Consider the following 24,993-nt stretch of genomic DNA (forward strand, 5'->3'; position numbering starts at 1 on the left):
AATAAATATCCTCCGGCATAGCCGGAGGTTTTTCTGATGCGCCTATAAGGCTCTGTTACCAGCCGCGCCCTAACAGGCGCATACGATCTGACATTTGCATCAGACTTCGTTACTTACGGCCCGTAAACGGGCTACCCGGATAAGGGATCGATAACTGCTCGCCCATTTTATCCTCTGCAAGCTGGTGCTTTATGTATTCCTGTATCCTTGCTGTGTTCTTACCCACCGTATCTACGTAATACCCACGACACCAGAACTCCCTGTTCCTGTATTTAAACTTCATATCACCAAACTGCTCATACAACATCAGACTGCTTTTACCTTTCAGATAACCCATAAAACCGGATACGCTCATTTTGGGCGGGATTTCCACAAGCATATGGATATGATCTGCACAGCATTCCGCTTCCAGGATCCGCACGTTTTTCCACTCACACAGCTTTCTTAAGATGCTGCCTATCGCCCTACGTTTCTCCCCGTAGAATGCTTGTCTTCGGTATTTGGGCGCAAAAACTATGTGATATTTACAGTTCCATCGGGTGTGCGCTAAGCTCTTTTCGTCCCCCATTGGGACCCCCTTTTGATTTCTTGTTTAACCCTTGCAGTTGCCAGACCGCAAGGTGTTTTAACAAATCAAAAGGGGTTTTAATAACTGGCCCAAAGCTGAAAGCTTTCCGGAACCCCCAGCCTAGCTGGGGGTTTTCTGTGCACAAAAAAACCGCCGGAAAGACCCGGCGGCGGTGGCTACGTAACGTCTGTCTCTGACTCTCAGCCGTCACGACATATCTGACAGATAGCCCGACAATTACGATTTGTTGTTGCCGTGACTATTTTTGCCCCCTTTTTTGCCTGCCTCTGAAGCGCGTTGCGGGTCATTCTTGAAGTTGCCCCCGCTGTGCTGGCCACCTTTTCGACCTGCTTCTGATGCTCTTTCGCGGTCTTCCGCAAAGTTGCCGGAACCGCCCCGATGGTTTGCCATTACTGACCTCCGTCATTGATTAGACATCATATTGCATAGGTACTGAGGAGTGATACCTCACGCAGCGTTACGGGCGAGGCCCTGAAAATAACTGCGTGGGAATAAGCATAGTGAAGTGTGGCCAGGGCAGACGCTAACTGTAATATCCTGCAACAGGATCAGGAGTGACAAAGAAATAATCACCATAAGAAATCAATAAGTCTTTCTTATGACTACCGAATTCTACCCGGTTAAATATGTATCATTTTGCTACAAAGAAGGTTGTTATAAAAATTGTTATAAATCAAAGAAGTGATTGTGAAATTTGCACTCCTGACAGTACGTCATATCTTTAAAGGTAGGTAGCGAATCGCTACGGACACGGTTAACTCGAGGAGTAGTGTAAAATGGCAAAAGTTCTGGTGCTTTATTATTCCATGTACGGACACATTGAAACTATGGCCCACGCAGTCGCAGAAGGCGCAAATAAGGTAGATGGCGCGGAAGTGATTATTAAGCGTGTACCAGAGACCATGCAGCCCGAGATTTTCCTTAAGGCTGGCGGCAAAACACAAAACGCACCAGTCGCAACCCCGCAAGAACTGGCTGATTACGACGCCATCATTTTTGGTACCCCCACGCGCTTTGGCAATATGTCCGGTCAGATGCGTACCTTCCTCGACCAGACTGGCGGGCTGTGGGCCTCTGGCGGCCTGTACGGCAAACTCGCCAGCGTATTCAGCTCAACGGGAACCGGCGGCGGTCAGGAACAAACCATTACATCAACCTGGACTACGCTTGCCCACCATGGGATGGTGATTGTACCTATCGGTTACGCGGCGCAAGAGCTGTTTGATGTCTCTCAAGTTCGCGGCGGTACCCCTTACGGTGCAACCACCATTGCCGGAGGCGACGGCTCCCGCCAGCCAAGTCAGGAAGAGTTATCTATCGCCCGCTATCAGGGTGAATATGTCGCAGGTCTGGCAGTAAAACTCAACGGCTAATCTTCAACAGGAGGATTCGAATGCCAACTCAAGAAGCGAAAGCCCATCGCGTCGGCGAATGGGCAAGTCTGCGCAATACATCGCCGGAAATAGCCGAAGCCATTTTTGAAGTCGCACATTATGACGAGAAACTGGCGGAAAAAATTTGGGAAGAAGGTAGCGATGAGGTACTCATCAAAGCCTTTGAAAAAACAGACAAAGATTCGCTCTTTTGGGGTGAACAGACTATCGAACGCAAAAACGTCTAGCGCGCTGACTCCCCCGCGAACACGGGGGAGTTTTCTTTTACTTAGCCGCCTCATTCAGCACGCTATCGAACTTATCTATCGGGCAAAAACCATCCGCATCTATCGGACATCCTTTCAGCTCCAGCGTTACGCGCTGCGCCGGGGATTTCAGCGTCAGAACGTCTGCATTACGCAACTGCTGCGAGCTCTGATACACATACTCGATTTTCATCAGATCACGATTTGCATTGCTGTCATGCCAGCGCTGGAAGACAATCTTCCCGCCAATCGGCGTACGCTCGTTCTGATCGTGAAGCTGGTACGGTTTAAAATCCAGCGCGGTGAGCAGCGAAGCGATATTTGAATCATGCCCCACCAGCACGGTTATTTTCGGTGCTTTCGCACGTTCAGTAACCAGCGCATTATCAATATATTTCACCAGTGGTTTGGCGACGTTCTGCGCCACTTCCGGGGAGGTGAACAGGCTATCCTGATAGCCGTTTTTCAGCTTCGACAGAACCTTCCACTGCTGATCGGATTTAATCTCGCCCCAGGCAACTTTTTCCATCGGGAAGCCTTCGTAATATTGCAGCGTGAAGGCATCAACCAGCGAATTCCCCACCTTCAGCGGCCCCGAAACGCCTGGCTCCTGCCGGTACTTCGCGCTAAACGTATCTTTGGCATCGGTCAGGGAACACTGCTGTTTTTCTTTGCAGGACGGAGAGTCTTTGTAGTCGGTCATTTGCTCAAGCAACTGATAGCTATCGTTGAGCTGCATTTTGCTGCGCTCTTTCTCCATGGCCTGAACGGCCTGCTGGCTGAAGGCGGCGGAATCATCGGTGATCACCGGGTTAAAGGTGGGATCCATGGTGCCCATTTTTTCCTGATGATGGACCGGAACATCGCAACCAGGGAAAGCACCGGTAACAAAGAACTGCGCCGTGGCGACCGTACGCTGCAGGCTGTTAGCATAGGTATAGACCGTGTTCGGTGCCGGGCATTCGCCCGATTTCACCATCCCCTGCTCTGCCAGCCACTCTCGCATGTAGTGGCCCATATAGATTTCCAGCACACCGCCTTTAGTAGTGAGTTGTCCGCCGGGGACATCCCATTCTGGCCATTGTTTGGGGGTGGACTGCTCAAGAACGCTGCCATTATTGGCTAAAGGTGCGCGTAAGTTATGCCGACTCATCATCAATACTTGCTGAAGCTGATAGCCTTCCGGCGCGGTCTGCGCCTGCGCGGCGGTTGACAATAAGACAGCCCCTGCCACGGCTGTGGCGATTAACGATTTATTCATCCCTACGACCTCTTGTTGTTATCAATCACAACAGAGTGTGACAGAAATATGACATATTTCCGGGAACGCTTTCGCAAAACAGACCATCTAGCGTGTCGTTTTAACACCAAACTCGGTTTCGAGTTTACGAATGCCAAGAGGTGTGAAGATGACATGGCGGCTGCCCTGTTCGGTTTTTATCCATCGCTGTTCACTGAACCAGCGCAGCAGCGTTGCGCCAAGCACACCACCAGGATGATAACGTCGTTCGCTCCAGTCCAGACAACCGCAGGTTAACTTCCGCCGGGATGAGCCCGCCGCCAGGACAATCCCCATCTGTGCCAGCTTTTCCAGGCCAAGTGGAGTCAGCGTTTCACCATCCGGCGTTAACCACTGACGGGAAACCAGCGTATCGAACAACCTCACCGCAACCTCTCCGGCGAGATGGTCGTAGCAGGTGCGGGCATGCCGCAAATCTGGCGGTGTAGTGATTCTGCGGGGCGTTGATGTCGCCCACGCAACGCCCATCAGGCGTTCCAGCAGTTCAGCGATATCGGAACCTGCAAGGCGAAAATAACGATGTCTGCCCTGCGCCAACGCGACAACAAAACGTTGTTCGCACAGACGCGCCAGATGCGCGCTGGCGGTCGACGCGGATATATCCGCCACCGCGCTGAGCTCAGTTGCAGTCCAGGCGCAGCCATCCATTAGGGCGCACAACATACGCGAGCGCGATTTATCGGCCATCACTGCCGCAGTGAGTGCCATTTTTGACTCCAGATCGCCCTCTTCTTCATGTAACATCACGGATGCCATAACGACCTCATTGGCCCTGAATATCTGAATTAACGATGCCATGAAAGTCGCGCAAAGTCACCGCACCGGTCACACAGCACGTAGCATCATCTCTGTACCCAACCCGACCAGACAAAACAGAAAACAGCGTTTAAACACGAGCGGAGAAATAACCCTTCGCACACGGGTACCTATCCATTGGCCAATCAGCGCAGGAAAAATGGCCAAAGCCGACAAACTTAGCGATTGTATGGGCAGCGCGTTGTGCCACCACAGACCCAGCGCCAATGCCAGGGTCGAAAAGGTAAAAGAGATCCCGAGCGCCTGCACCAGTTCATCTTTCTCAAAGCCGAGGGACTGGATCCAGGGCACGGCGGGCATCACAAACACCCCGGTTCCGCCGGTCAATAAGCCGGTCACAAATCCAATAACGAGGGAGTACGGTTTTTCACGCTGCGGGGCCACCGCAATTTTCTTTCCCGCCAGCGTCCAGATAGCGTAGGCCACCAGCGCTACGCCGAGTGCAAACTGAGTTCGGGTGGTGTCACCACCGGTAATCCAGGCGCTGGCAAGCAGTGTCGCCACCACTACTGTCAGCAGCATTGGCCACAGTCGTTTGATTAATTGGCGTGTATTTCCACCACCGCCAAACTGGAACAAATTGCTTATCAGCGAAGGCAATAACAGCATGGCCGCCGCGGCAACCGGCGAAATAAGCGATCCGAGGATCCCCATTGCCACGGTGGGTAATCCCATACCCGTAACGCCTTTCACCATCCCGGCGAGGACAAATGTGGCGGCAATCATCACCACCAGGGCGGGTCCAAACGCTAAAGAACTCGTCATGTTGCACTTTCCTGGAAAAGAGAAGATGACTGATTCTGGACGTTAATCACTGTGTTTGCTTCGTCAGGCAACGAAATATGCCTTCCTGGGGAGGGCGACGCCATAAAAAATGCCGGGTTTCCCCGGCACATTTATCAGAACGTTTTCGCCCACCACAACCGAAGTTTCATGCCCCAGTAGCTGGTCCAGCCGCTGGTGGTTGATACTACCCGACCTTGTGACATCACCACCAGCGTGGGCGTGACGCTGATTGCCCAACTGCGGGAAATGGCCCCGTTAGCATCATTGATGACCGGAAAGTCCACGCCTTTACGCGACAGCCAGCGAGATACCTCAGCTTCATTTCCGGAACGTAACGCAATGGTCATCACATTTTCCCCTTCCGAACGCAGCCTGGCGACTTCCGGCGTCGTGAAGCGGCATACGCCGCACCAGCTCGCCCAGAAATAAAGCAACACCGGCTCATCTTTGCTGAGCGCCGCCAGCGTGACGGTTTCACCATCCAGTGTTTGTAAAGGCGTGCTGTCAAAGGAGGCAGGGAGCTGCGGCGCGCGCCAGGCATCCATCAGCAGCATTGCCCCCGCCAACAGCGCCAGTAAGATCAGCCCTTCGCGCAACCAGCGGCGCAGTTTACTGAGCATTGGCCGCCGCCAGTTTTTCTTTTACCACTTCCTCAAGGGTTTCCCACGGTACCGCGCCGGGAATAAGTTCATCACCAATAATCGTTGCGGGGGTTCCCTGCACCCCCACCAGTCGCGCCAGTTGCAGGTTAGTGCTCAGCGTTTCAGCACTTTGGGCGTCCAGCGTCACCGGACTGGCCCCCGCTTTTTCCTGCGCCTGTTTGATACTGACGTCGGTATGATAGCCCTTCTTCTGCATCAATTTTTCATGTAATGCCAGGGACTGTTGCGGATGCTCATGCCATGTCGTCAGCACGGTCCGCGCCGCCAGTTCCGAACTTTCACCTTTAAACGGCAGCGGTTTAATCACCACCGCCACGTCAGGATATTTCTGCACAATTTTTTCCAGCATTGGATCCAACTGCTTGCAGTATGGGCAGTTGTAATCGGTGAAGTTTATCAGGGTCAGTTTCGCCTGCTTCGCGCCAATCCGCGGGCTGTTAGGATCGTTAAACAAGGCTTCCTGAATTAATGCTTCAATTTGCTTTTCCTGTTCCGGGGTAAACGGCGCAGGCTCTTTCGCGATACTGACGGCAGAAAACAGGGTTAACAGCAGAACAATCATCATTTTCATGGGGTTACTCCTTTGGCATCATTCAACGTTTGCAGTACCGCATCGCGGGTTAACAACGTGGGTAACGCCTGGCCATCCGGCAGACCGGGGCCATAAATTTGGTTATACGGCACAGCAACCTGGCCGCGTTTTTTTAGAAATTCGGAAATAGCTTCAGAAGGGAGTGTCCAGTCGCCGCGAAGCGCCACCACATCCGGCTGTTGCAATGCGGCCTGTACGTCTTCTTTATGCAACACGTTGTATTTGTTTACCTTACAGGTGATGCACCAGTCGGCTGTGACGTCAATGAACACGCGCTTATGTTGCGCCAGCGCATCCTCAATCGCCTGCTCGCTTAGCGGTTGCCAGTTCACGCTTTCTTTAGCGCTACTTTGTCCGCTAAACCCTAAGTGTGGGAGCAGCAACGTCGCAAGCCAGATAGCCGAACCCAGCATCATCACGCCAAGCAGACGCCGCAAAATATTCATCCACCGCCCTGGCCGCGGCAAACGCAGCGCCAGACCGGGACGCAGGGCCACCAGCAGCCACGGTAAGCTCATTCCCAGCCCAAGTGCGATAAACAATCCCCACAACGTCGGCAGCGAAGCAGTCAATGCTACCGCCACCGCCGTTCCCAGAAACGGGGCACTGCACGGCGTGGCAAGCAGTGTCGCAAATGCACCTTGCCAGAAATGTCCCGACAGTCCGTTGCCGCCGTGAGTCGCCAGCGTGGTGGTCATCGCAGAAGGGAGTCGGAATTCAAACCAACCGAACAGGCTGGCGCTGAACGTCAGCATCACTAGCACCATGACGCCAATGAACCACGGATTCTGAAACTGGATCCCCCATCCAAGGGCCTGATTGGTTAAACGCAGTACCGTCATCAATAGCGCCAGTGCCATAAACGAGACCAGTATTCCGGCTACCGATGCGAGGAACTGACGACGGATCTGGCGACGACTTTTTTCCTCGACCAGCAAAATAGAGCCCAGCTTCATGCCCAGAACCGGTAACACACAAGGCATCAGATTGAGGATCAAACCACCCAACAGTGCCATGAGCACCACTTGCCACAGTGGGAGTGAGGCGTTCTCAACAACCGGGGCTTCGCCAATCGCAAGACGACTCTCCTGGGCAACACCGTTATCTGCCAGCACCAGCGTGACTGACTTACCACGCAGATCCGGCGCGCCTTCTCCCCAACCGTCATGTACAGGTACCGTAGCGCGTAACGTATCCCCCTCAACATGAATTTGCGGCATGCCAAAATCCGCATCATCAACAGCATCCAGATACAGCCCTGGTTCAGTCCAGCCTCCCGCGCGGCGAGCCTCGACGACTAACTCTCCCGCCCGTGCGCCAGCGCTCAGAGCATCGGTCAGGCCGCTGGCAAGTGGGATCTGTCCCATCGCCTGAGCATAGTCATGTGCAAAAGTCGGGTCCTGGGCTGTGGGCGTCACGGAAAAAGGAAAATCCGTCAACAGGCAAACGTTGCTACAGGTGGATAGCGTCAAAACGCCGTTAAGCGTGGCGGGCGCTCTACCGCGCACCACCATCGGGAACGTCACCTTATCGTGATACCCCTGGGTAGTGATATTGGCGACCTCAAAACGAGCAGGGGTTGGCCAGGACCAGTCGACCGCGGGCATTTCCCCTTTCCAGACGATAGCAGGTGCAACGCCTCCCTCGCCCGGAGAACGCCAGTAGGTTTTCCAGCCGTCCTCCAGTTTGACATCCAGCAACAGACGGGTTTCTCCGCCTGCGGACGTATCAGCGCGTAACCGCACGCTGGCGTGATCGTTATCGGGTGAACGCAGCCAGCCGGGTTCAGCCGCCCAGGATACGGGCAGCCATAGCAATAACAGACAGAGCAGCGCCTGTCTGAAAACAGTCATCATAGTTTTTCTCCGTGAATAATTATCTAACAGTCAGCAACGGCTGTTCTGTCATTCACGGAAGACGCAAAATCGGAGATGCACCCGGAGAGTGGGCGGCGAGATGGCTCGCGGTGGGAAAAAAGGTAGACGAAACGCCCGTACTGGCGCCAGCAATGACAGCAGCAGGCACAGCACCAGAATAGCACCTTCAAACAATACGGGTGGCGCAGCCAGTAATGATTTCGCACTCAGTTCACAAGGGGTAACGGGTGAGGCCTCATCGGTCTGCACTTGTGCGCTGGCGACAACGCTTGTAACGGCGGTATCCATCTGCAACGCGTGCAGGCCCGCCATGCGTTGTGCGGTGCAAACCATCACCACAACACATGCCAGACAGAGGAACCACCATCCCATCCGTTGACGTTTCGCCATTATACCCTCACTCATTGATGCGAGTTATCTTAACCACTCGCCAGGTTTTGGCAACCTTTCCGCTGTAAAGTTATGTCCTGCTATCTGCTGGATATACCGCGATTTCAATCAGATTAAGATCGGGATCCCTGACATACACCGAGCGAATAGGTCCTGTCGCACCGGTACGTGCAACGGGCCCTTCAATAATCTCGACTCCGTGGGTTTGAAACGTCTCCATCACCTCTTCCAGCGTACGCGTGGTGATAAAACATAAATCCAGCGCCCCCGGCGTTGGCGCGTAGGCTTTGGGTTCAAACTCTTTTCCCCGAATGTGGAGATTGATTTTCTGATTGCCAAAGACGAAGGCTTTCCGACCTTGCGCGAAGGTTTCCAGCCTCATACCTAAAAGCTCGACATAGAAACGAACGCAAGCCTCTTCATGATTGGTGGTTAGTACCAGGTGATCCAGGTGGTCGATCATAGCGATATCCATTTGGGTTGCTCATCTCTGACACTTACCCTATTCATTCACGCACGACAAGAAAAAGAAAATCTACGGAGTTATTTGCAGAACTTAACGCAACAACCTGCAATTTACGCTTTAAAAACGAAATGATAATTAATCATATTCCCGTTTTTATTTATTACACTATAACATTGCTAAAAACACCCATGAAAATATCACACAAGTTATCATTCACTATTTACGAAGAATGCCGAAAGATATTTCCATGACAGCACACAGATAATGCCCACCACGTACTGATGCGTAAATGAAAGTAAGGGTCAGCGCATTTCCAGAGAATTTCCTTATTATATTCAGACGCAATGAATAACGTATTCATTAGCAGATAATTTGTTTATTAAATGTTATTTAGAGTATATGGAAATGAAAAAATATTTATTACCCCTGATTGGGTTACTTTTTACAGTTAGCGCTCAGGCAGCATCATTTACCGACGGCAAAGAGTATATCTCACTGGAAAAACCTGTCGCTTCCGCTCCAGCCGCACTGAAGTTTTTCTCATTCTATTGCCCTTCCTGTTATCAGTACGATGAAGTTTTCGAAATCACTGATAACGTGAAAAAAGTATTGCCTGCAGATGTCAAACTCACCGAATACCACGTCGACTTTTTAGGTCCGCTGGGGCAAGACATGACCCACGCCTGGTCCGTCGCCATGCTGTTGAACGTACAAGATAAAGTTAAGCCGTTGCTTTTTGATGCCGTTCAGAAAAAACAAACCGTTAAAACAGCGGAGGATATTCGTAACGTATTTATCAGCGCGGGCGTCAGCGCCAGTGATTATGATGCGGCATGGAATAGCTTTGCCGTGAAATCACTGACCGCTAAGCAGCAAGAAATGGCGAAGGCAGTTGATTTAACCGGTGTGCCCGCCATTTTTATCAACGGAAAATATATGATCAATCCAAAAGGACTGAAGTCAGATGACCTTAATGCATTCGTGCAAAACTATGCTGATACGGTCCGCTTCCTGATAAGCAAATCCTGATGTTTAGCTAATCTCATTTTTCGCACCACACAACAGATGACGTAACCTCAACTGCGCTGTTGGTGGTGCAATGCCTGCATCGTTTATCGCAATATCCTCCCTTCCCGGTTGGCATTCGCCGTTATCAGGATTACCCTAAACTTAGCGGTGATACCTGTTGTCAGGGTTCACCTTCTGCAAGTGTTGATTTACACGAGAGAACGCTATGGAATTAAAGGATTATTACGCCATTATGGGCGTGAAACCGACAGACGATCTCAAGACAATCAAGACCGCCTATCGTCGACTCGCCCGTAAATATCATCCTGATGTCAGCAAAGAGACTGACGCAGAGGCCCGGTTTAAAGAGGTTGCAGAAGCCTGGGAAGTATTGAGTGATGAGCAGCGACGCGCCGAGTACGACCAGCTGTGGCAGCACCGCAACGACCCACAGTTCAGCCCTCAATTCCAGCAAGGAGAGAATCAAAGCTACAGCGCCGAAGATTTCGACGATATCTTCTCCTCCATTTTTGGCCAGCGTGCGCACCAGTCGCGCCAGCGCCCTGCCAGCCGCGGGCACGATATCGAAATTGAAGTTGCCGTATTCCTCGAAGAAACGCTTACTGAACATAGCCGCACTATCAGTTACAACCTGCCAGTCTATAATGCGTTTGGCATGGTAGAACGAGAAATTCCTAAAACGCTGAATGTGAAAATTCCGGCTGGCGTCGGTAACGGTCAGCGTATCCGTCTGAAAGGCCAGGGCACCCCCGGCGAAAACGGTGGGCCGAACGGTGATTTGTGGCTGGTGATTCATATTGCACCGCATCCGCTGTTCGATATCGTTAATCAGGATCTGGAAGTTGTCGTTCCCCTCGCGCCGTGGGAAGCTGCGCTGGGTGCGAAAGTAACCGTTCCGACGCTGAAAGAGAGCATCTTGCTGACCATTCCTGCGGGCAGCCAGGCCGGCCAGCGACTCCGCATTAAAGGCAAGGGTCTGGTAAGTAAAAAACATACCGGCGATTTGTATGCGGTGATCAAAATAGTCATGCCACCGAAACCTGACGACGCCAGTGCTGCCCTGTGGCAACAGCTGGCGGATGCACAAAAGACCTTTGATCCGCGCAAAGAGTGGGGGAAAGCATAATGGCTAACGTTACCGTCACTTTTACCATTACCGAATTTTGTCTGTACACCGGTGTGTCAGAAGAAGAACTGCATGAGATTGTCGGCTTAGGGGTGATAGAACCCCATGAAGACGAGACGTTTGACGATCATGCGCTGACAGTAATGCGTCGCGCGGTGCGCCTGCGTCAGGAGCTGGAACTTGACTGGCCAGGGATTGCCGTTGCGCTGACGTTGCTGGAGGAGAACGCTCAGTTACGCCAGGAAAACCGCCTGCTGCGCCAGCGCCTGTCTCGCTTTATCAGCCATCCTTAGTGTGTCAGGACCAGCATGGTGCTGGTCCTTTTATTATCCGCCCCGCGCTCTTAATGACATTGCCCAGCAGATGGCATACAGTCTGAGATAAGAATTATCTTAAACAATAAGACGTTGAGTCATGCAGCTTAAACCCCTCACGAAAGGTCGTTTTCACAACATCTGGCAGCAGGATGATGCCTTGATTGAGAAGATATTTGAGGAACTGCTCTCTGAAACGCAGATTATCCAGGAAGATGAGTATCTATACCGCCAGGGACAGGTTGTCGATCGACTGATTATGGTGCAATCCGGAAGAATTTCGCTGCGTTACAGCGCGGAGAATGGCCGCCGATTCCAGTTGGGCGCCATGGAATGCGACGAGCAGCTGTTTGGTGAAATGGAGTTTTTTACTGGGTATCGCTGCCAGCTTGATATCGTCGCGGAAGAACCACTGACCGTAGCGGTGTGCAGCTGTGACCGTCTGGAAGAAGCGCTAAATCAGCACCCCAGACTGGCGATATTTTTTGCCAGTGCAATGGCGATTGATTATCAGGATATGCTGGAAATCTTCCTGCACCGGATGCTCTACCCTATCGTACATAACGTGGCGTATGACCTGTATCGTCAGCATCAGAACAAGCAGCCGATGGATGGTTTCCATAAAAAATACCAGGAAGCTGAGCGATTCGGCACAACCGACCGGGTCTATCGGCGGGCGGTTAAAGCGCTGACGGATGCCGGGCTGGTAACGCGAACGAAGCAAGGACTGGAAATTAAGGATCTGGATGGGCTGCGTAAATTTCTCGGCAATGACATCATTGACTGACACACCAACGCTCGTTAACAGAGCATTGGTGTGTCATTTCGGCGCAATCAGAACTTATAGGTGAGGCTGAAATAGTGACCGAGCCCGGTGGTACGCCCTGCTCCGCCGTGGTTTTCCATCAATGCCATGTTACGGAAATACTTCAGGCCATAACCGACTGCATAATGCTCTGAATGCCAGTAGATACCGTTATACCATTCAATCGCGTTATTGCTGTATAACGGTTGATTAGCAATCTTATTCGCGGCGAACTGGTAGTCAAAGTACCCCTGATAGTTCAGATAACTGCCGTTGGCAAAGGTATAGAATGGCGTCGACCAGTTAGTCGAGAACATATAGCCATCCCACTTTCCTTCGTTATCCGCACCGTAGTTTTCACGAACATAGTGCGCATAGATGTTCATTCCCACCAGACCAAACCACGGGACCTTCACATCTGTACCCAGGCCAACGTAATGTTCAAATAATTCCCGGTCGCCAATGTTATTTACCGTTGCAATATAGAATTCGTTAAACGGCCCAACGGATAAATCTTTATTAAAAATGGCGTCCAGGGAAAAACGCGGAGATATCTTGGCAAAGAAGTTATCCCCCCCATGACGATCGTCCTGCTCGCGATCCAAAATATCAAAGAAATCCACATAACCGTACAGATCGATAATGCCAGAGCGTGCACCAAACTCCAGTTCCAGATAGGTGTCATTGCGAATACCATATGGCACTTTCGCGTCCACACTTTGCATTAAGTTCATCTGCATCCAGTTAAAATCATTTTTACGGATGTTGCCATCAGTATAGTCAGCCGCGAATGCTTGCATACAGCTCATTGCCACTACTGCACCCAGGATTATTTTTTTAATCATTAACTTATTGTTCTTCAGCATTTTTCAATTCCTTTGAGTAAGGTTGAGTATCGCCCCACCATATAAATGGTGTGGCGACTGGCTATTTAATTAAAGAGGTAAGTGTTATCAGTGCTTTTAATTACGTTTGAGTTTTAATGTCACCATCAACATGACAAAGATAATTAAATACAACACCGGTATCGCGTACATAATTTTCTGCAATCCCATTGTTTTTTCCATGAGCTCGCTGATCGCCGGACTAAACATGGCCCCGGCACTGCCGCTAATTAAAATATAAGAAACGTTCTGACTGCTCGCACGCTTCACGAAAGAAACACCATAGGCAATAAATGAGTTATACAGCGCAGCACAGACAAACCCGTAACTGTATGCCAGATAATCAAGCCCGGAGATATTATCCTTCGTGACGATAATTGTGGTAATAATGCTAGCCAGCAGAATAATACTTAGCAGGAAATAATGTATCTTCACCCGAGAAACAATGACGGTTGATACTAATGCCCCGACCAGCGCAGCGCCCCAGTATTGCGTAATAATATTTCCTGCTTCTTCAAAGGGAATGCCAAATTTGTTCTTCACAAATAATGGTGCCCAGGTCAGGAAGGTGTACAGCGCCAGCATACCTAAGAACAGGCCAATGCCTCCGCTGATGATCCCTGGATTCCACTCCGATTTTACCTTATCTGTCCGATCTGCCGTGGGCGCCGTCTCGCAGGCAGTAAAGCGGGTGAGCGCCACAACGCCCAGCGTGAGTAAGGCCACCATACCCACGCTTAGATAGCTGTAACTCCACGACATATTGTGCGTCAGGGCGAAGGTCGTGATCAGCGGAAAAACCACGCCCGCAACGTTGAAAGTGGCGTCCTGCACCACCAGCATCGTACTTTGAATACGATCCTGCCAGACCGATACCACAATCGTTCCCGCCACGCACAGACCGATCCCACCGCAAAAGCCCACCAGGGTCATGGCGACCATCACAGGCCATAAGCCAGGGCTTAAATGCATTACCAGAGCGCAAAGGAACACTATCGAATAGATAATGAGCGTCATACGCTTCACACCGATTTTCTCAATCAGGAAAAAGGCGGCGATAGTGCCGGCTAATGCTCCACCATTGAGCAACGAAAATATCGAAGCAACGGTATTCACATCGGCGCCGTAGCGTACTGCAATCGGTTCGATTAGCATACCGAACTGACTGGCAAACCCTGCCATAATAAAATTTGCCAGAAAACTAATCAGCGTAAGTGCTATTTTATTCTTCATATAATGCCATCTCTGATTGGTTCAATTAAAAGCCGGAACTAAGCGGTAACAGCAGTATTTAGCGCCAACTCAATCATGTTGTTAAAGGTCAATTGTCGTTCTTCTGCGGTTGTTTCTTCTCCGGTCAGGCAATGATCGGAGACAGTTAAAATAGCCAGCGCTTCAATATTAAACTGATGCGCTAAAGCGTATAAGCCTGCTACTTCCATATCTACACCCAGCACACCGAATTTTTCCAATGCCGGTATTAAATTTTCGTCAGGGTCGTAATAAAGATCGCCGCTGAAAACATTGCCCACTTTAATATCAATACCGGCTTTCTGTGCCAGCGTCCACGCCTGCTGCAATAATGGGAAATAGGCGGATGTTGCCATCGCATAGCCTGCGCTACGTTTTAAATTTGTGACTGAATCCGTTCCGGCGGCGACGGCCAGGATAATATCGCGCATTTTGACATGATGTTGTGTTGCCCCTAAACTGCCGACACGTATAATTCTTTGCACACCAAAATCATGTACCAGTTCATGGGCATAAAGCGTCATTGAAGGAATGCCCATTCCATGTCCCATCACCGAAACAGGTTGCCCAAAATATAAACCGGTATAACCCAGCATATTACGTACATTGGTGACTTCACGGTAATCCATTAGATAATTTTCGGCAATAAATTTAGCACGGAGCGGATCGCCCGGCATAATAACGGTTGGCGCGAAATCACCTGGCTTGGCATTAATATGTGCAGTCATAACAATTCCTGAATTATGGGTATTGAAGATATGCAGGGATTGTAACCAGACGTTTGTGAGGTGATTGAGGACAAAAGTCCTGCTCAGAGGATCGGCCTCTCATTTTTGAGAGTTAGTGGTGCAGGTAAGTGGTAAAACGGAACACAGCGTGTTGGTCTTCTGGCGTGCGGTGAGTAACATCAGCATCCCGACGCAAAGAAGCAGTACGTTGTTCATGGCAAATTCGCACTGCCAGATGAAGGCGACGGCTGCGACGGGAACCAGTCACAAGCAAGCGCCTCACCATCCGATTGTGGCCCCCCAAATCCCCTCAGCGGCGTGGTCACTACCGTCGCCAGCAGCAGGGACTTACGATTCCCATTTATAATCCGTATGCAGAATAGCGCCAAAGATAATTGCATTTCTGACTCTTGCCGCTCAATATTGTTTTTAAAGGAGGCTTATTGTTATTATCGTTTTCCATTCTAAGATTGAGTTATGCATGCCATGATCCCATTTAGATTTAGTGAGATGGCTCACGCCGATATTCCTGCTGTTCAGTCGTTCCTTATTGAGCATCTTAATTTATTCTTCAATGCCGGCAGATCCATGCCTTCTGCCGAAGAAGATCTCTTTGATCTCGAACAACAGTATCTGTTACAGGAAAGAAATTTATTGCTTTGCGCATGGAGTGAAAACCAAGAATTAATCGCCACACTGGCGGTATGTCAATATAATGATCGTATTACTGAACTGCGTGGGCGTTACAACTTGCGTGAAACGGCAGAAATTTGTCGTTGCTACGTGGATGAACGCTATCGTAGACAGGGAATTGGTAGCCAATTGTTTGCTTTAGCAGATGTATTCTGCCAGCAACATCAATATAAAACGTTGTATCTTCACACCCATCATTTTTTACCCGGAGGATATCACTTCTGGATGCGTAATAATTTTAAGGTGATTATGGATATGCAGGATGAATGGCAATTGGTACATATGGAGAGTTCATAAAAAAAGGATTCAAACACCAATCCGCAGCATTTTTGATGGTGATCAATATGTTTCATACGCAGAGATTGAATCATGCTCGTAGTTTGATCAACATCAATCAATTCTCATTTAGCTTTCTGTTGTTATTTTCATTTATAGCAACACACAGAGGAATGCATTTACATCCTATTGTTTTTACTGATCATTTTCAGAACGGCATTATCTCTTTACCTCTTACATTCCGTGGTTGACCTTGTTAACAATTGCCGTTAGAGTCACTTTCGACAGCATTTCATTACATTTTGTGTATGAATAGGAATATGGTGAGAATTATTTAATTCAATTCCATAACTGCCCCCGCAACTGTAGGCGGATGCAGAATATCCTTGTGTGGCTAATAAGCCACTGGTCACTGTAAAGTTTATCTTTATGGGAAGGCTGATATTCTGATTACCGTGAGTCAGGAGACCTGCTGTCAATGATGTATACCATTGAGTGGACGGGATGGTCCATGGGATGAATTATTTGACACAAGCAGTAGTGTATTTATGAATAAGATTTTGGCTAAGTCAGGATTATTTGCATTTTTCGCATATCTTTATTCTTAAATTTCACGATTCAATGTCATCTATCTTCATGTCTCCTCCCGATATATGGAATGAAATGAGCCATGACCAGACCTTAAGATTCTGGCATCAACGGGACGATGACAATGCACGCTAATTCTACCTTTTACTCCTCTAAAAAAACGCTTCTGGCTATTTTTGGTACCACTGCTCTGCTGCTCGCTTCCGGTTTTTCTAACGCGGCAAAAACTGAATATCCTCTGACGATTAAAAACTGCGGCCGCGATATTACCTTTAATCAGGCACCAACGCGCGTGGCAACGGTGGGTCAGAACAGTACCGAGATCCTCTATTCATTAGGGCTTGCCGATCGCGTCGTCGGTACTTCATTGTGGTTTGGCCCGGTACTGGACACCTATAAAACAGAAAATGAAAAAGTTGCCGTTATTGCGCAAAATATTCCGAGCTTTGAAGGGATTTTGGCTAAAAAACCGGATCTGGTCGCCAGCCAGTTTGAGTGGCAAATCGGCCCAGCTGGCACGGTTGCCTCTTATGAACAGTTTAGTGAACTGAAGGTTCCTGTTTACACCGCGCCAGCTGACTGTGCGAAAGATAACGAAGATGGTGGTGATGGTGTCCGTAAAGGGATGTTTGATATCACCATGGTGTATCAGGAAGTCGCCGATCTGGCAAAAATCTTCGATGTTCAGGATAAAGGCGAAGCGCTGATTGCCAGCCTTAAAGCACGTGAAGCCGCAGCGAAAAATAAAATTACCGGTATTGATAAGAATGTTTCTGCCGTGTTCTGGTTTTCAAGTGCCGATTTACAGCTCGATCCTTACGTTGCCGGAAAGTTTGGCCCAGCAGCATGGATAGCCCAAACACTGGGTGTGAAGAATGTGATTGATTCTGCCGAAGAATGGCCAACAGTGGGCTGGGAAACTATCGCTAAAGCTAATCCTTCTGTCATTGTGCTCGGCGAGATGAGCCGTCGCCGCTTCCCGGCAGATGACTGGAAGATCAAGATGGAATACCTCAAGTCCGATCCTGTCACCACGCTGGTTCCTGCCGTTAAGGAAAACCATCTGCCGGTCATCGACGTACAGACAATGAATGCTGGGATCAGAACTATTGATGGGCTAGAAAAACTGGCTGATGCCCTGGTTGAATATGGCTTAGCTCATCCGCAGGCTGCTCATTAATCTACGTTTTGCGCTATATCCTGCGCGGTATAGCGCATCTCTGTTACTCAGGAACGCAGATAATCATGAGTGATCCACGCAGGATGCGTCGTGCCTTTGGTCTGCTTGCAGTGAGAGTCGGTGGGCATACCGTCTGGGTCAGTGCGCTGATGTGCTGCGTACTGCTGGCGGGGATTTCCATCGGCGAAACGCTGATCCCCTGGCGGCATGTGCTCAGTACGCTGGCAAATCATCTTTTTGATACCCACTATCCTGTCGATGCGCTGGATGCAGGGATCGTCTGGAACTATCGCCTGACCCGAGCGCTGGTCTCTGCCAGTTGCGGTGCCTGCCTGGCTGTTTCCGGCGTAGTGTTACAGTCGCTGCTACGCAATGCACTCGCCGAACCTTATCTACTGGGGATTTCTGCCGGAGCATCCACCGGAGCGGTGCTGATTGCTCTCACCGGGCTTGGGGCCGGCGTTATCAGCATGTCATTGGGGGCTTTCATTGGCGCGCTAACGGCATTTATGTTCGTTGCACTATTGGCAATGGCTGCTGGCGGTAGACAAGGCGGCGGTGTGACAACCCAAATCATTCTTGCCGGCATCGCCAGCTCGCAGCTTTTCAATGCAATTACGTCGCTCATCATCACCCGCTCAGCAAATGCCGAGCAAGCGCGTGGAATTATGTTCTGGTTGTTAGGTAATTTGAGCGGTGTACGTTGGCCCGATGTTGTCTTAGCCATTCCTACCGCTCTGGTCGGTATTGTGCTGTGCTTCTGTTATGCCCGTCATCTCGACGCCTTCTCCTTTGGCGCTGAGTCTGCGGCATCGTTGGGCATTCCAGTAAAACGTACCCGTGCAGTACTGATTGCCGCCGTCACCGGCATGACGGCAATTATGGTCTCCATTGTTGGTGCGATCGGCTTCGTCGGTCTGGTTATCCCGCATGCCGCTCGTCTGCTGGTCGGCAACCAGCATCATCGACTGCTGCCAGTGAGTGCGCTTACCGGCGCGATTTTCCTCATTATCGCAGATGTTATTTCCCGCACGTTACTCCCCGGCCAGGTTCTACCAATAGGCGTGATCACAGCTCTGGTTGGCGCCCCTGCGTTTTCAATCATTCTGATTAGAGGAAACCAGAACAAATGACGGTGAATCTCGTATCCCCCCTTGTGAACTCTGCACAAGCCGTTATTGAAGCCTGTAATCTGCGCTGGAGGGTTAAAGGTAAGACGATTGTTGATGACATTTCACTCAGCGTAACGCCCGGTGAGTTTGTCGGCATCATTGGTCCCAACGGCTCGGGCAAAACGTCACTGATTTCACTGCTGGCCGGTTTGCTGAAGCCGACCTCCGGGTACATCACTCTGCAACATAAGGCGCTACAGCATTATTCGCGGCGTCATCTTGCGCAACAGGTGGCGCTGGTCGAACAACAGGCTGAAACCAGCGAGCGTCTTACCGCTTTACAAGCCGTTTCTCTGGGGCGAACCCCCTGGCTTAGCATGCTCTCCCCCTGGTCCGCCAAAGATGACGATATTGTGCAAACTATGCTGGAAAAGGTCGATCTCAGTGAATTACAGCATCGCTGCTGGCATACCTTTTCAGGGGGAGAAAAACAGCGCCTGCATATCGCCCGGGCGCTGGCGCAACAACCGAAGTTGTTGCTGATGGATGAGCCCACCAACCACCTCGACATTCAACATCAGATTGGCCTGCTGAGTCTGGTTAAACGTGAAAAACTCACGGTGATTGCCGCTCTGCACGATCTTAATCATGCCGCGATGTTCTGCGATCGCATCATCGTAATGACGTCCGGACATATGGCGATGCAGGGGAAACCTTGCACCGTTTTTACCCGCGAAAACCTCCACACCTGGTTTGGAATCAACGCCATCATTGAAAAGGATGCGGGTGGTGAAAATTGTTTTATTCGTTATCAACGGCCTGATGAATTTTAAGGAAGAATCAATGAAATACCTCAAACAGAGTCTGCAAATTTTGTGTTTACTCGCCTTCGCCTCTTCTGCCTTCGCACAAACTCACGAAGTGTTGATGAAAAATCGTGGGGCTGGGGGACCAATGGTCTATGAGCCAGATTATCTGGAGATCCAGCCAGGGGATACGGTGAAGTTTATCCGTAAACATAAGAGCCACAACGCGGCTTCAATCGCTGAATTGTCTCCGGCTGGCTATCCTGGATTTATGGGAAAAATAGATGAAGAGATCGAAGTTACTTATGACAATGCCGGGTTTTACGGCATCAAATGTACACCGCATTACGCACAGGGCATGGTGATGCTGATTAAGGTTGGAGATGCCTCGTTACCAGAAAGCTACCGAGCGTTCAAAGCACCAGGTATTGCTGACAAGCGCTTTCAGGAAATTTACGCGCGTATCGACAAACGTTAATCCGCGATACTCAGGGAGGTATACGAGGTGGCAGAGAATAAACTTCCAGACGGCGAAATCCAGGAACAACGTAGGGAATGCCTGTGTAAACTGACAAAATTTGTCGGTGCAGCAGGCATCGCGGCTGCAGTCTGGCCGCTGGTTTCGGCCTTGGGTCCGGATGAAAAAGCGCTTGGGGAAAATGAACCGATTGATGTCTCTCTTGCAGGTGTTGCTGCTGGACAAACCGTCAGACGTGTATGGCAAGGAAAGTTGATTCTTATTCACCATCGCACCACGGATGAAATCATTACTGCCAGAAGTGCCGACCTGGATACGCTTATCGACCCACAGCCAGACAGCGCCAGGGTCTCTGCAGCCCATCCTCAATGGCTGGTAGTTCAAGGTTATTGCCCACATGCCGGGTGTGTACCCAACGCCCGACCGGGAGGGGAGGGGTGGATTTGTCCGTGCCACGGTTCTGAGTTTGATACCTCCGGGCGCGTGACACGCGGGCCCGCGACTGCCAACCTGGCAATCCCAGACTACGTTATTCATTCCGATGGGCAGGTCGTGCGTATCGGCACGAAGGAAGTCTGAAATGAGGAATGAGCTTGTCTATTCGCTTCGCGGGCGTATCCCTTTTCCTCGCTCTGTTGCTGGACTCTGGGTATTTGCAATCGGCGCTATCCTGCTGGTTATGCTCGGGGTGCAGATCCTTACGGGTATTGTGCTGGCGATGTTTTACGTGCCGACGGCTGAGCTGGCATTTGACTCCATTATTCATATTATGCGCGCGGTTCGCCATGGAGAGCTGTTACGCAACATGCATGCTATTGGCGCGTCGCTCTTTTTCTTTGCCTGCTATCTGCATATTTTTCGTGGTATGTACTACAACGTTTACCGCAAGCCCTGGACGACAATGTGGATGGTTAGCGTCACGCTGTATATCCTGCTGATGATAACTGCGTTTCTTGGTTATAGCCTTATCTGGGGGCAAAAAAGCTACTGGGCGGCAACTGTAATTACCCGTTTTGCCCAGGCTATCCCGCTGGTGGGTGATTCAATTTACGCATATTTAGTCGGCAGCCATACGCCGGGGACACCGATGCTTGGCCGCTTTTTTGTTATCCACTTTATTCTTCCCATCGTGATTATCGTCGCCACGGTTATCCATATACGTACCGTACAGTCGGCGTTTGCCCAAGCGATGAAAAAGAAGTTTAGCGAGAAAGAGTCCAGGAGCCTGTTGTTCGATTACAAAATTACCGATCTCGATGCTATCAAAATCACTCTTTTTTTGATGGTTTTCGCCTGGTTTTTATTCTTCGCACCGCACTATCTGAGCAGCGCCGACAACTTTATTGCTGCGGACCCAACGATTACACCCGCGATTGTTGCGCCGGAATGGTATTTCCTTCCCTTCTTCTCCATCTTGCGCTGCTTCCCGAATGAATTCGTGGGACTAGCCGCGATGTGCGGTTCGATACTGATTTTCTATTTTCTGCCCTGGCTTGATACTTCCCGAGCTCGTTTTCGCCATTACAGCAAACTGGTTAAGTGCGGATACTGGCTATGGGTTATTAATGCCTGCTTTTTAGGCTGGTTAGGGTCGAAAGCGCTGGTTGGCCCGGATCTTCTTGATGGCTTTCGTAATGAAGAGGGTTGGATTCGTGCCGCATCCCAGCTTTCGACACTGATTTGGTTTGCCTGGTTTTTAATCGTCTTACCTTGCCGTCGTTTTTTGGAAAAACAGGATTGAGGATGAAACAACTATTGAAATTCAGCGTCCTGTCCTTTTCTCTATTGGGGCTGGGTTCCTCATATGCGCAGGAAGCCACGCCTGAACGCCAGGAATGGAGCTTCAGCGGCATTACCGGTCAATATGATAAGGAACAGCTTAGACGTGGTCTGCAGGTTTATGAAGAGAAGTGTCGCGCTTGTCACGGCATGAAACACCTTACCTTTCGGACGTTGACCAGACCCGGTGGTCTGGAACTCACGGTTGAGGAAGCAAGAAGTATCGCCAGCGGCTATCAGTTTCCTGCGATTCAGGATGACGGCCAGATAGGTGAGCGCGACGGTACGCTAAATGACAGCTTTATATCACCATATCTAAACGACCGGGAAGCACGCTACCTTAATAATGGCGCTGAACCCGTTGACCTGAGCTATATCGTCCGTGCCCGCTCATACGATCGCGGATTCCCACAATTTTTGTTAGATGCTTTTCTGCCCTACACGGACCAGGGGGCAGATTACGTTTACGCGCTGCTAACCGGCTATCTGCCTGCCGATCCCGAACTGAAGGCTAATCGCTATTTTCCTGGCGGTGTGATTAACATGCCAAAACCGCTGACGAGTGGGGAGATCCAATGGAGCCCAGCGTCGAAAAAAGCTGAAACTGAGGAGCAATATGCCAGGGATGTTACCGCCTTTCTGGCATGGGCTGCCGACCCGACGATTTCTGAACGAAAGCAACAGGGAAATTACGTTATGGGCTATCTGGCTATTATGCTGGGCTTGCTATGGATAGCACGACTAATGAAGAGACGTTCGCTCATGTAGGTCTTGCGAGGCGGGGGATTACTCAGTTCACCAGCATTCAACCGGTCAGGTGCGCAGTTGCCCTTGCGCGAGTAAGACGAGTAAAGGAAGGCAAAATATAAACCGAGCAAAATGAAAAAACCCCAAACTATTTTATAGCTTGGGGTTTATGTTTGGCGGAAGCGTAGAGATTCGAACTCTAGAACCCTTTCGGGTCGCCGGTTTTCAAGACCGGTGCCTTCAACCGCTCGGCCACGCTTCCAATGAGGCGCACTATAAACATCCCGAACGGACCTGTAAAGCACCAATGTGTTCGTTTGCCTGAAAAATAGCCAAAATGTTGTTAATCGACTGAAATAACAACAGATTGACCATTTATTCAGCACGAATACCAGCTATAGCACTTAATGTTTTTTGATGTACATATCTTTGGTGTAGTAATTTCCCCGGTTATCCGGCGCAAATCCCCCCACCCACGGCTTCACCAGATGCGTGCGGACATAGTGGTAAACCGGAATCGCGGGCACATCCTCACCTAAAAGGTCTTCAGCCTGCTGATAGTATTTGCCGCGTTCTTCCAGTGAACTTGCTTTCGCCGCATTACGCATCGCTTCATCAAAGGCGGGGTTACTGTACTTGGTGGTGTTCTCGCTATCACCGGTCCGGAAGATATTGAGGAAACTTGAGGCATCATCATAGTCGGCTATCCACGCATAGCGCACGACGTCAAAATTACCGGTGTGCATAGTGTCCAGCATGGTTTTCCATTCCTGGTTTTGCAGCTTCGCCTCGACGCCAAGGTTTTTCTTCCACATCGACGATGCGGCAATCGCAATACGCTGGTGCGTTTCGAAGGTGTTGTAGAGCAGATTTAAGCTAAGCGGATGCTCAGGACCAAAACCGGCTTCAGCCAGCAGTTTTTTGGCTTCAGCAATACGTTTTTCGAGCGGCCATGACGCATACTCCGGCGCATGCAGTTTCACCCCACCTATTTCCGGCTGGCTGATAACCCACGCTGCTCGCTGCCCCTGCCCCATCACCTTTTGCGCAATGATGTCTTTATCCAACGCCATATTCAGCGCCCGGCGCACGCGCGGATCATTAAACGGCGCGCGGGTTGTATTGAACTGATAGTAATACGTTGAAAGCTGAGGCGAGACATGCAGTTCATCCCCCATTGTTTCTTTCAGTTGCGCGAACTGGTTAACCGGTACGCTATACACAATGTCGATTTCACCGGCCTTATAGCGATTTACGTCAGCCGACTCTGAGCTAATAGGCAAATAAGTAACTTTATTAATAACCGTATGCCGATCGTCCCAGTAATGTGGGTTACGCTCGGCAACGATGCGCTCATTAACCACCCACTGCGATAATTTGTACGGCCCGCTGCTGACAAAATGCTCTGGCCGGGTCCACTTATCGCCAAAACGACCTATCAACACTTTATCCAGCGGGACCAGAGATGGATGCGCCAGCATCGCCAGAAACGCCGCCGTCGGTTGCGTCAGGGTAATTTCCAGCGTGGTATCATCCAGGGCTTTGACTCCCAGCGTAGAGGGATCTTTTTTCCCCTGGGCAATATCAACCGCGTTCGCAACGTGCATGTTGCCCAGATAAGAAGCATAAGGTGAAGCCGTTTGCGGCGAAACCAGACGCTGCCAGCTCCAGACGACATCCTGTGCGGTAATAGCAGATCCATCTGACCAGGTTATGCCCGGGCGTAAATGGAAGGTCCAGACAGCGTTGCCTTTATTCTCCCAGGACGCGGCTAGACGGGGTTCGATAGACCCATCCTGCTTGACAGCAACCAGACCGTCGAACATATCGCTGATTAAATTAAACTCAACGTTGCTTTCAACTTTATGCGGATCCAGCGATGCCGGCTCACTGCCGTTGTTTCTGACCAGTTCCTGTTTTTCTGCCAGTAGTGTTCCTGCGGGAACATTTGCCGCCCTCGCCGCGCCGTTTATAGACATCAAACAGACAGCCAACAGCGTAAACGTCAATATCTTCGATTTATGTTGAATCATTCCCTTTACCTTATTGCTCTGTTTTATGTAGACACCGATGTCACTGT

The 24,993-nt window shown here is 50.3% G+C and carries 29 protein-coding genes, 1 tRNA gene and 1 riboswitch; of the genes, 14 read left to right on the forward strand and 16 right to left on the reverse strand.

Annotated features, from left to right (window positions below; genetic code table 11):
• Positions 1-109 precede the first annotated feature (109 nt).
• Complete coding sequence (tnpA, locus tag OGY08_RS04070) at positions 110-568, reverse strand: IS200/IS605 family transposase (protein WP_057069660.1); 459 nt, start codon at positions 566-568, stop codon at positions 110-112.
• Positions 569-805: 237 nt separating this feature from the next.
• Entirely contained in the window at positions 806-979 is a 174-nt protein-coding gene (locus OGY08_RS04075) for a con-10 family general stress protein (RefSeq protein ID WP_003036022.1), read from the reverse strand.
• 386 nt (positions 980-1,365) lie between these two features.
• Here OGY08_RS04075 and wrbA point away from each other — a divergent pair, with 386 nt between their 5' ends.
• Complete coding sequence (wrbA, locus tag OGY08_RS04080) at positions 1,366-1,962, forward strand: NAD(P)H:quinone oxidoreductase (protein ID WP_003832057.1); 597 nt, start codon at positions 1,366-1,368, stop codon at positions 1,960-1,962.
• A gap of 20 nt (positions 1,963-1,982) precedes the next feature.
• Positions 1,983-2,210 carry a YccJ family protein gene (locus OGY08_RS04085; RefSeq protein ID WP_003036015.1) on the forward strand — a complete coding sequence of 76 codons (228 nt, stop codon included), beginning with the start codon at positions 1,983-1,985 and terminating at the stop codon, positions 2,208-2,210.
• Positions 2,211-2,247: 37 nt separating this feature from the next.
• On the opposite strand, the gene agp is transcribed toward OGY08_RS04085, so the two are convergent.
• From agp to OGY08_RS04125, 8 genes are all read right to left on the reverse strand, one after another.
• On the reverse strand, positions 2,248-3,489 hold the full coding sequence (gene agp, locus OGY08_RS04090; protein ID WP_125363223.1) for a bifunctional glucose-1-phosphatase/inositol phosphatase: 1,242 nt from the start codon (positions 3,487-3,489) through the stop codon (positions 2,248-2,250).
• Between the two features lie 87 nt (positions 3,490-3,576).
• A complete protein-coding gene (locus OGY08_RS04095; protein WP_125363224.1) occupies positions 3,577-4,284 on the reverse strand; it encodes an ArsR/SmtB family transcription factor in 708 nt (235 codons plus the stop codon).
• 69 nt (positions 4,285-4,353) lie between these two features.
• Entirely contained in the window at positions 4,354-5,109 is a 756-nt protein-coding gene (locus OGY08_RS04100) for a sulfite exporter TauE/SafE family protein (RefSeq protein WP_125363225.1), read from the reverse strand.
• A 134-nt stretch (positions 5,110-5,243) separates the two neighbouring features.
• Positions 5,244-5,750 carry a protein disulfide oxidoreductase gene (locus OGY08_RS04105; RefSeq protein ID WP_048214488.1) on the reverse strand — a complete coding sequence of 169 codons (507 nt, stop codon included), beginning with the start codon at positions 5,748-5,750 and terminating at the stop codon, positions 5,244-5,246.
• Positions 5,740-6,363: a DsbA family protein gene (locus OGY08_RS04110; protein ID WP_008784317.1), complete on the reverse strand. Its 624-nt coding sequence runs from the start codon at positions 6,361-6,363 to the stop codon at positions 5,740-5,742. The genes OGY08_RS04105 and OGY08_RS04110 overlap by 11 nt, the downstream gene beginning before the upstream one ends.
• A complete protein-coding gene (locus OGY08_RS04115) occupies positions 6,360-8,240 on the reverse strand; it encodes a cytochrome c biogenesis protein CcdA (protein ID WP_125363226.1) in 1,881 nt (626 codons plus the stop codon). Before OGY08_RS04115 ends, OGY08_RS04110 begins: the two co-directional genes overlap by 4 nt.
• 48 nt (positions 8,241-8,288) lie before the next feature.
• Positions 8,289-8,651 (reverse strand): hypothetical protein, encoded by a 363-nt coding sequence (locus tag OGY08_RS04120; RefSeq protein WP_008784315.1) that lies wholly within the window; start codon positions 8,649-8,651, stop codon positions 8,289-8,291.
• Between the two features lie 70 nt (positions 8,652-8,721).
• Positions 8,722-9,126, reverse strand: a complete 405-nt coding sequence (locus tag OGY08_RS04125) for a VOC family protein (RefSeq protein ID WP_003832040.1) — start codon at positions 9,124-9,126, stop codon at positions 8,722-8,724.
• Between the two features lie 396 nt (positions 9,127-9,522).
• On the opposite strand from OGY08_RS04125, the gene dsbA reads away from it, so the two are divergent.
• The 4 genes from dsbA to OGY08_RS04145 all read left to right on the forward strand — a co-directional run bounded on the left by dsbA (position 9,523) and on the right by OGY08_RS04145 (position 12,373).
• Positions 9,523-10,146 carry a thiol:disulfide interchange protein DsbA gene (dsbA, locus tag OGY08_RS04130; protein WP_048216334.1) on the forward strand — a complete coding sequence of 208 codons (624 nt, stop codon included), beginning with the start codon at positions 9,523-9,525 and terminating at the stop codon, positions 10,144-10,146.
• Positions 10,147-10,351: 205 nt separating this feature from the next.
• Positions 10,352-11,272, forward strand: a complete 921-nt coding sequence (cbpA, locus tag OGY08_RS04135; protein ID WP_286565706.1) for a curved DNA-binding protein — start codon at positions 10,352-10,354, stop codon at positions 11,270-11,272.
• The gene (gene cbpM / locus OGY08_RS04140; RefSeq protein WP_003832033.1) at positions 11,272-11,565 is read left to right on the forward strand and encodes a chaperone modulator CbpM; all 294 of its coding nucleotides are present in this window, start codon (positions 11,272-11,274) and stop codon (positions 11,563-11,565) included. The genes cbpA and cbpM overlap by 1 nt, the downstream gene beginning before the upstream one ends.
• Positions 11,566-11,686: 121 nt before the next feature.
• Entirely contained in the window at positions 11,687-12,373 is a 687-nt protein-coding gene (locus tag OGY08_RS04145) for a Crp/Fnr family transcriptional regulator (RefSeq protein ID WP_032942926.1), read from the forward strand.
• A gap of 47 nt (positions 12,374-12,420) precedes the next feature.
• On the opposite strand, the gene OGY08_RS04150 is transcribed toward OGY08_RS04145, so the two are convergent.
• From OGY08_RS04150 to OGY08_RS04165, 4 genes are all read right to left on the reverse strand, one after another.
• Positions 12,421-13,257, reverse strand: coding sequence for a nucleoside-specific channel-forming Tsx family protein (locus tag OGY08_RS04150; RefSeq protein WP_125363228.1), 837 nt, complete (start codon positions 13,255-13,257; stop codon positions 12,421-12,423).
• A gap of 96 nt (positions 13,258-13,353) precedes the next feature.
• Complete coding sequence (tsgA, locus tag OGY08_RS04155) at positions 13,354-14,508, reverse strand: MFS transporter TsgA (protein ID WP_286565709.1); 1,155 nt, start codon at positions 14,506-14,508, stop codon at positions 13,354-13,356.
• A 38-nt stretch (positions 14,509-14,546) separates the two neighbouring features.
• Positions 14,547-15,254 (reverse strand): purine-nucleoside phosphorylase, encoded by a 708-nt coding sequence (gene deoD / locus OGY08_RS04160; RefSeq protein ID WP_032942921.1) that lies wholly within the window; start codon positions 15,252-15,254, stop codon positions 14,547-14,549.
• 112 nt (positions 15,255-15,366) lie between these two features.
• Positions 15,367-15,522, reverse strand: coding sequence for a hypothetical protein (locus OGY08_RS04165; protein ID WP_156183252.1), 156 nt, complete (start codon positions 15,520-15,522; stop codon positions 15,367-15,369).
• Positions 15,523-15,740: 218 nt separating this feature from the next.
• Between OGY08_RS04165 and OGY08_RS04170 the strand changes: the two genes are divergently transcribed.
• The 8 genes from OGY08_RS04170 to OGY08_RS04205 all read left to right on the forward strand — a co-directional run bounded on the left by OGY08_RS04170 (position 15,741) and on the right by OGY08_RS04205 (position 22,934).
• On the forward strand, positions 15,741-16,244 hold the full coding sequence (locus tag OGY08_RS04170; protein ID WP_286565717.1) for a GNAT family N-acetyltransferase: 504 nt from the start codon (positions 15,741-15,743) through the stop codon (positions 16,242-16,244).
• 247 nt (positions 16,245-16,491) lie between these two features.
• Positions 16,492-16,714: riboswitch (cobalamin riboswitch) on the forward strand.
• 221 nt (positions 16,715-16,935) lie between these two features.
• The gene (locus tag OGY08_RS04175) at positions 16,936-17,991 is read left to right on the forward strand and encodes an ABC transporter substrate-binding protein (RefSeq protein WP_008784305.1); all 1,056 of its coding nucleotides are present in this window, start codon (positions 16,936-16,938) and stop codon (positions 17,989-17,991) included.
• Between the two features lie 65 nt (positions 17,992-18,056).
• Entirely contained in the window at positions 18,057-19,124 is a 1,068-nt protein-coding gene (locus OGY08_RS04180) for a FecCD family ABC transporter permease (RefSeq protein WP_020996505.1), read from the forward strand.
• Entirely contained in the window at positions 19,121-19,936 is an 816-nt protein-coding gene (locus OGY08_RS04185; RefSeq protein ID WP_008784303.1) for an ABC transporter ATP-binding protein, read from the forward strand. The genes OGY08_RS04180 and OGY08_RS04185 overlap by 4 nt, the downstream gene beginning before the upstream one ends.
• A gap of 10 nt (positions 19,937-19,946) precedes the next feature.
• A complete protein-coding gene (locus OGY08_RS04190) occupies positions 19,947-20,387 on the forward strand; it encodes a pseudoazurin (protein WP_008784302.1) in 441 nt (146 codons plus the stop codon).
• 27 nt (positions 20,388-20,414) lie between these two features.
• Positions 20,415-20,966, forward strand: coding sequence for a ubiquinol-cytochrome c reductase iron-sulfur subunit (gene petA, locus OGY08_RS04195; protein WP_008784301.1), 552 nt, complete (start codon positions 20,415-20,417; stop codon positions 20,964-20,966).
• Between the two features lies 1 nt (position 20,967).
• Positions 20,968-22,128 (forward strand): cytochrome b, encoded by a 1,161-nt coding sequence (locus tag OGY08_RS04200; RefSeq protein WP_057067672.1) that lies wholly within the window; start codon positions 20,968-20,970, stop codon positions 22,126-22,128.
• Positions 22,129-22,130: 2 nt separating this feature from the next.
• On the forward strand, positions 22,131-22,934 hold the full coding sequence (locus tag OGY08_RS04205; RefSeq protein WP_008784299.1) for a cytochrome c1: 804 nt from the start codon (positions 22,131-22,133) through the stop codon (positions 22,932-22,934).
• Between the two features lie 153 nt (positions 22,935-23,087).
• On the opposite strand, the gene OGY08_RS04210 is transcribed toward OGY08_RS04205, so the two are convergent.
• Both OGY08_RS04210 and OGY08_RS04215 read right to left on the reverse strand, forming a co-directional pair.
• Positions 23,088-23,175, reverse strand: a tRNA-Ser gene (locus OGY08_RS04210).
• A 142-nt stretch (positions 23,176-23,317) separates the two neighbouring features.
• Entirely contained in the window at positions 23,318-24,946 is a 1,629-nt protein-coding gene (locus OGY08_RS04215) for an ABC transporter substrate-binding protein (protein WP_125363229.1), read from the reverse strand.
• Positions 24,947-24,993 lie beyond the last annotated feature (47 nt).

The organism is Citrobacter sp. Cpo069, assembly GCF_030332785.1.
GTDB lineage: Bacteria > Pseudomonadota > Gammaproteobacteria > Enterobacterales > Enterobacteriaceae > Citrobacter > Citrobacter portucalensis.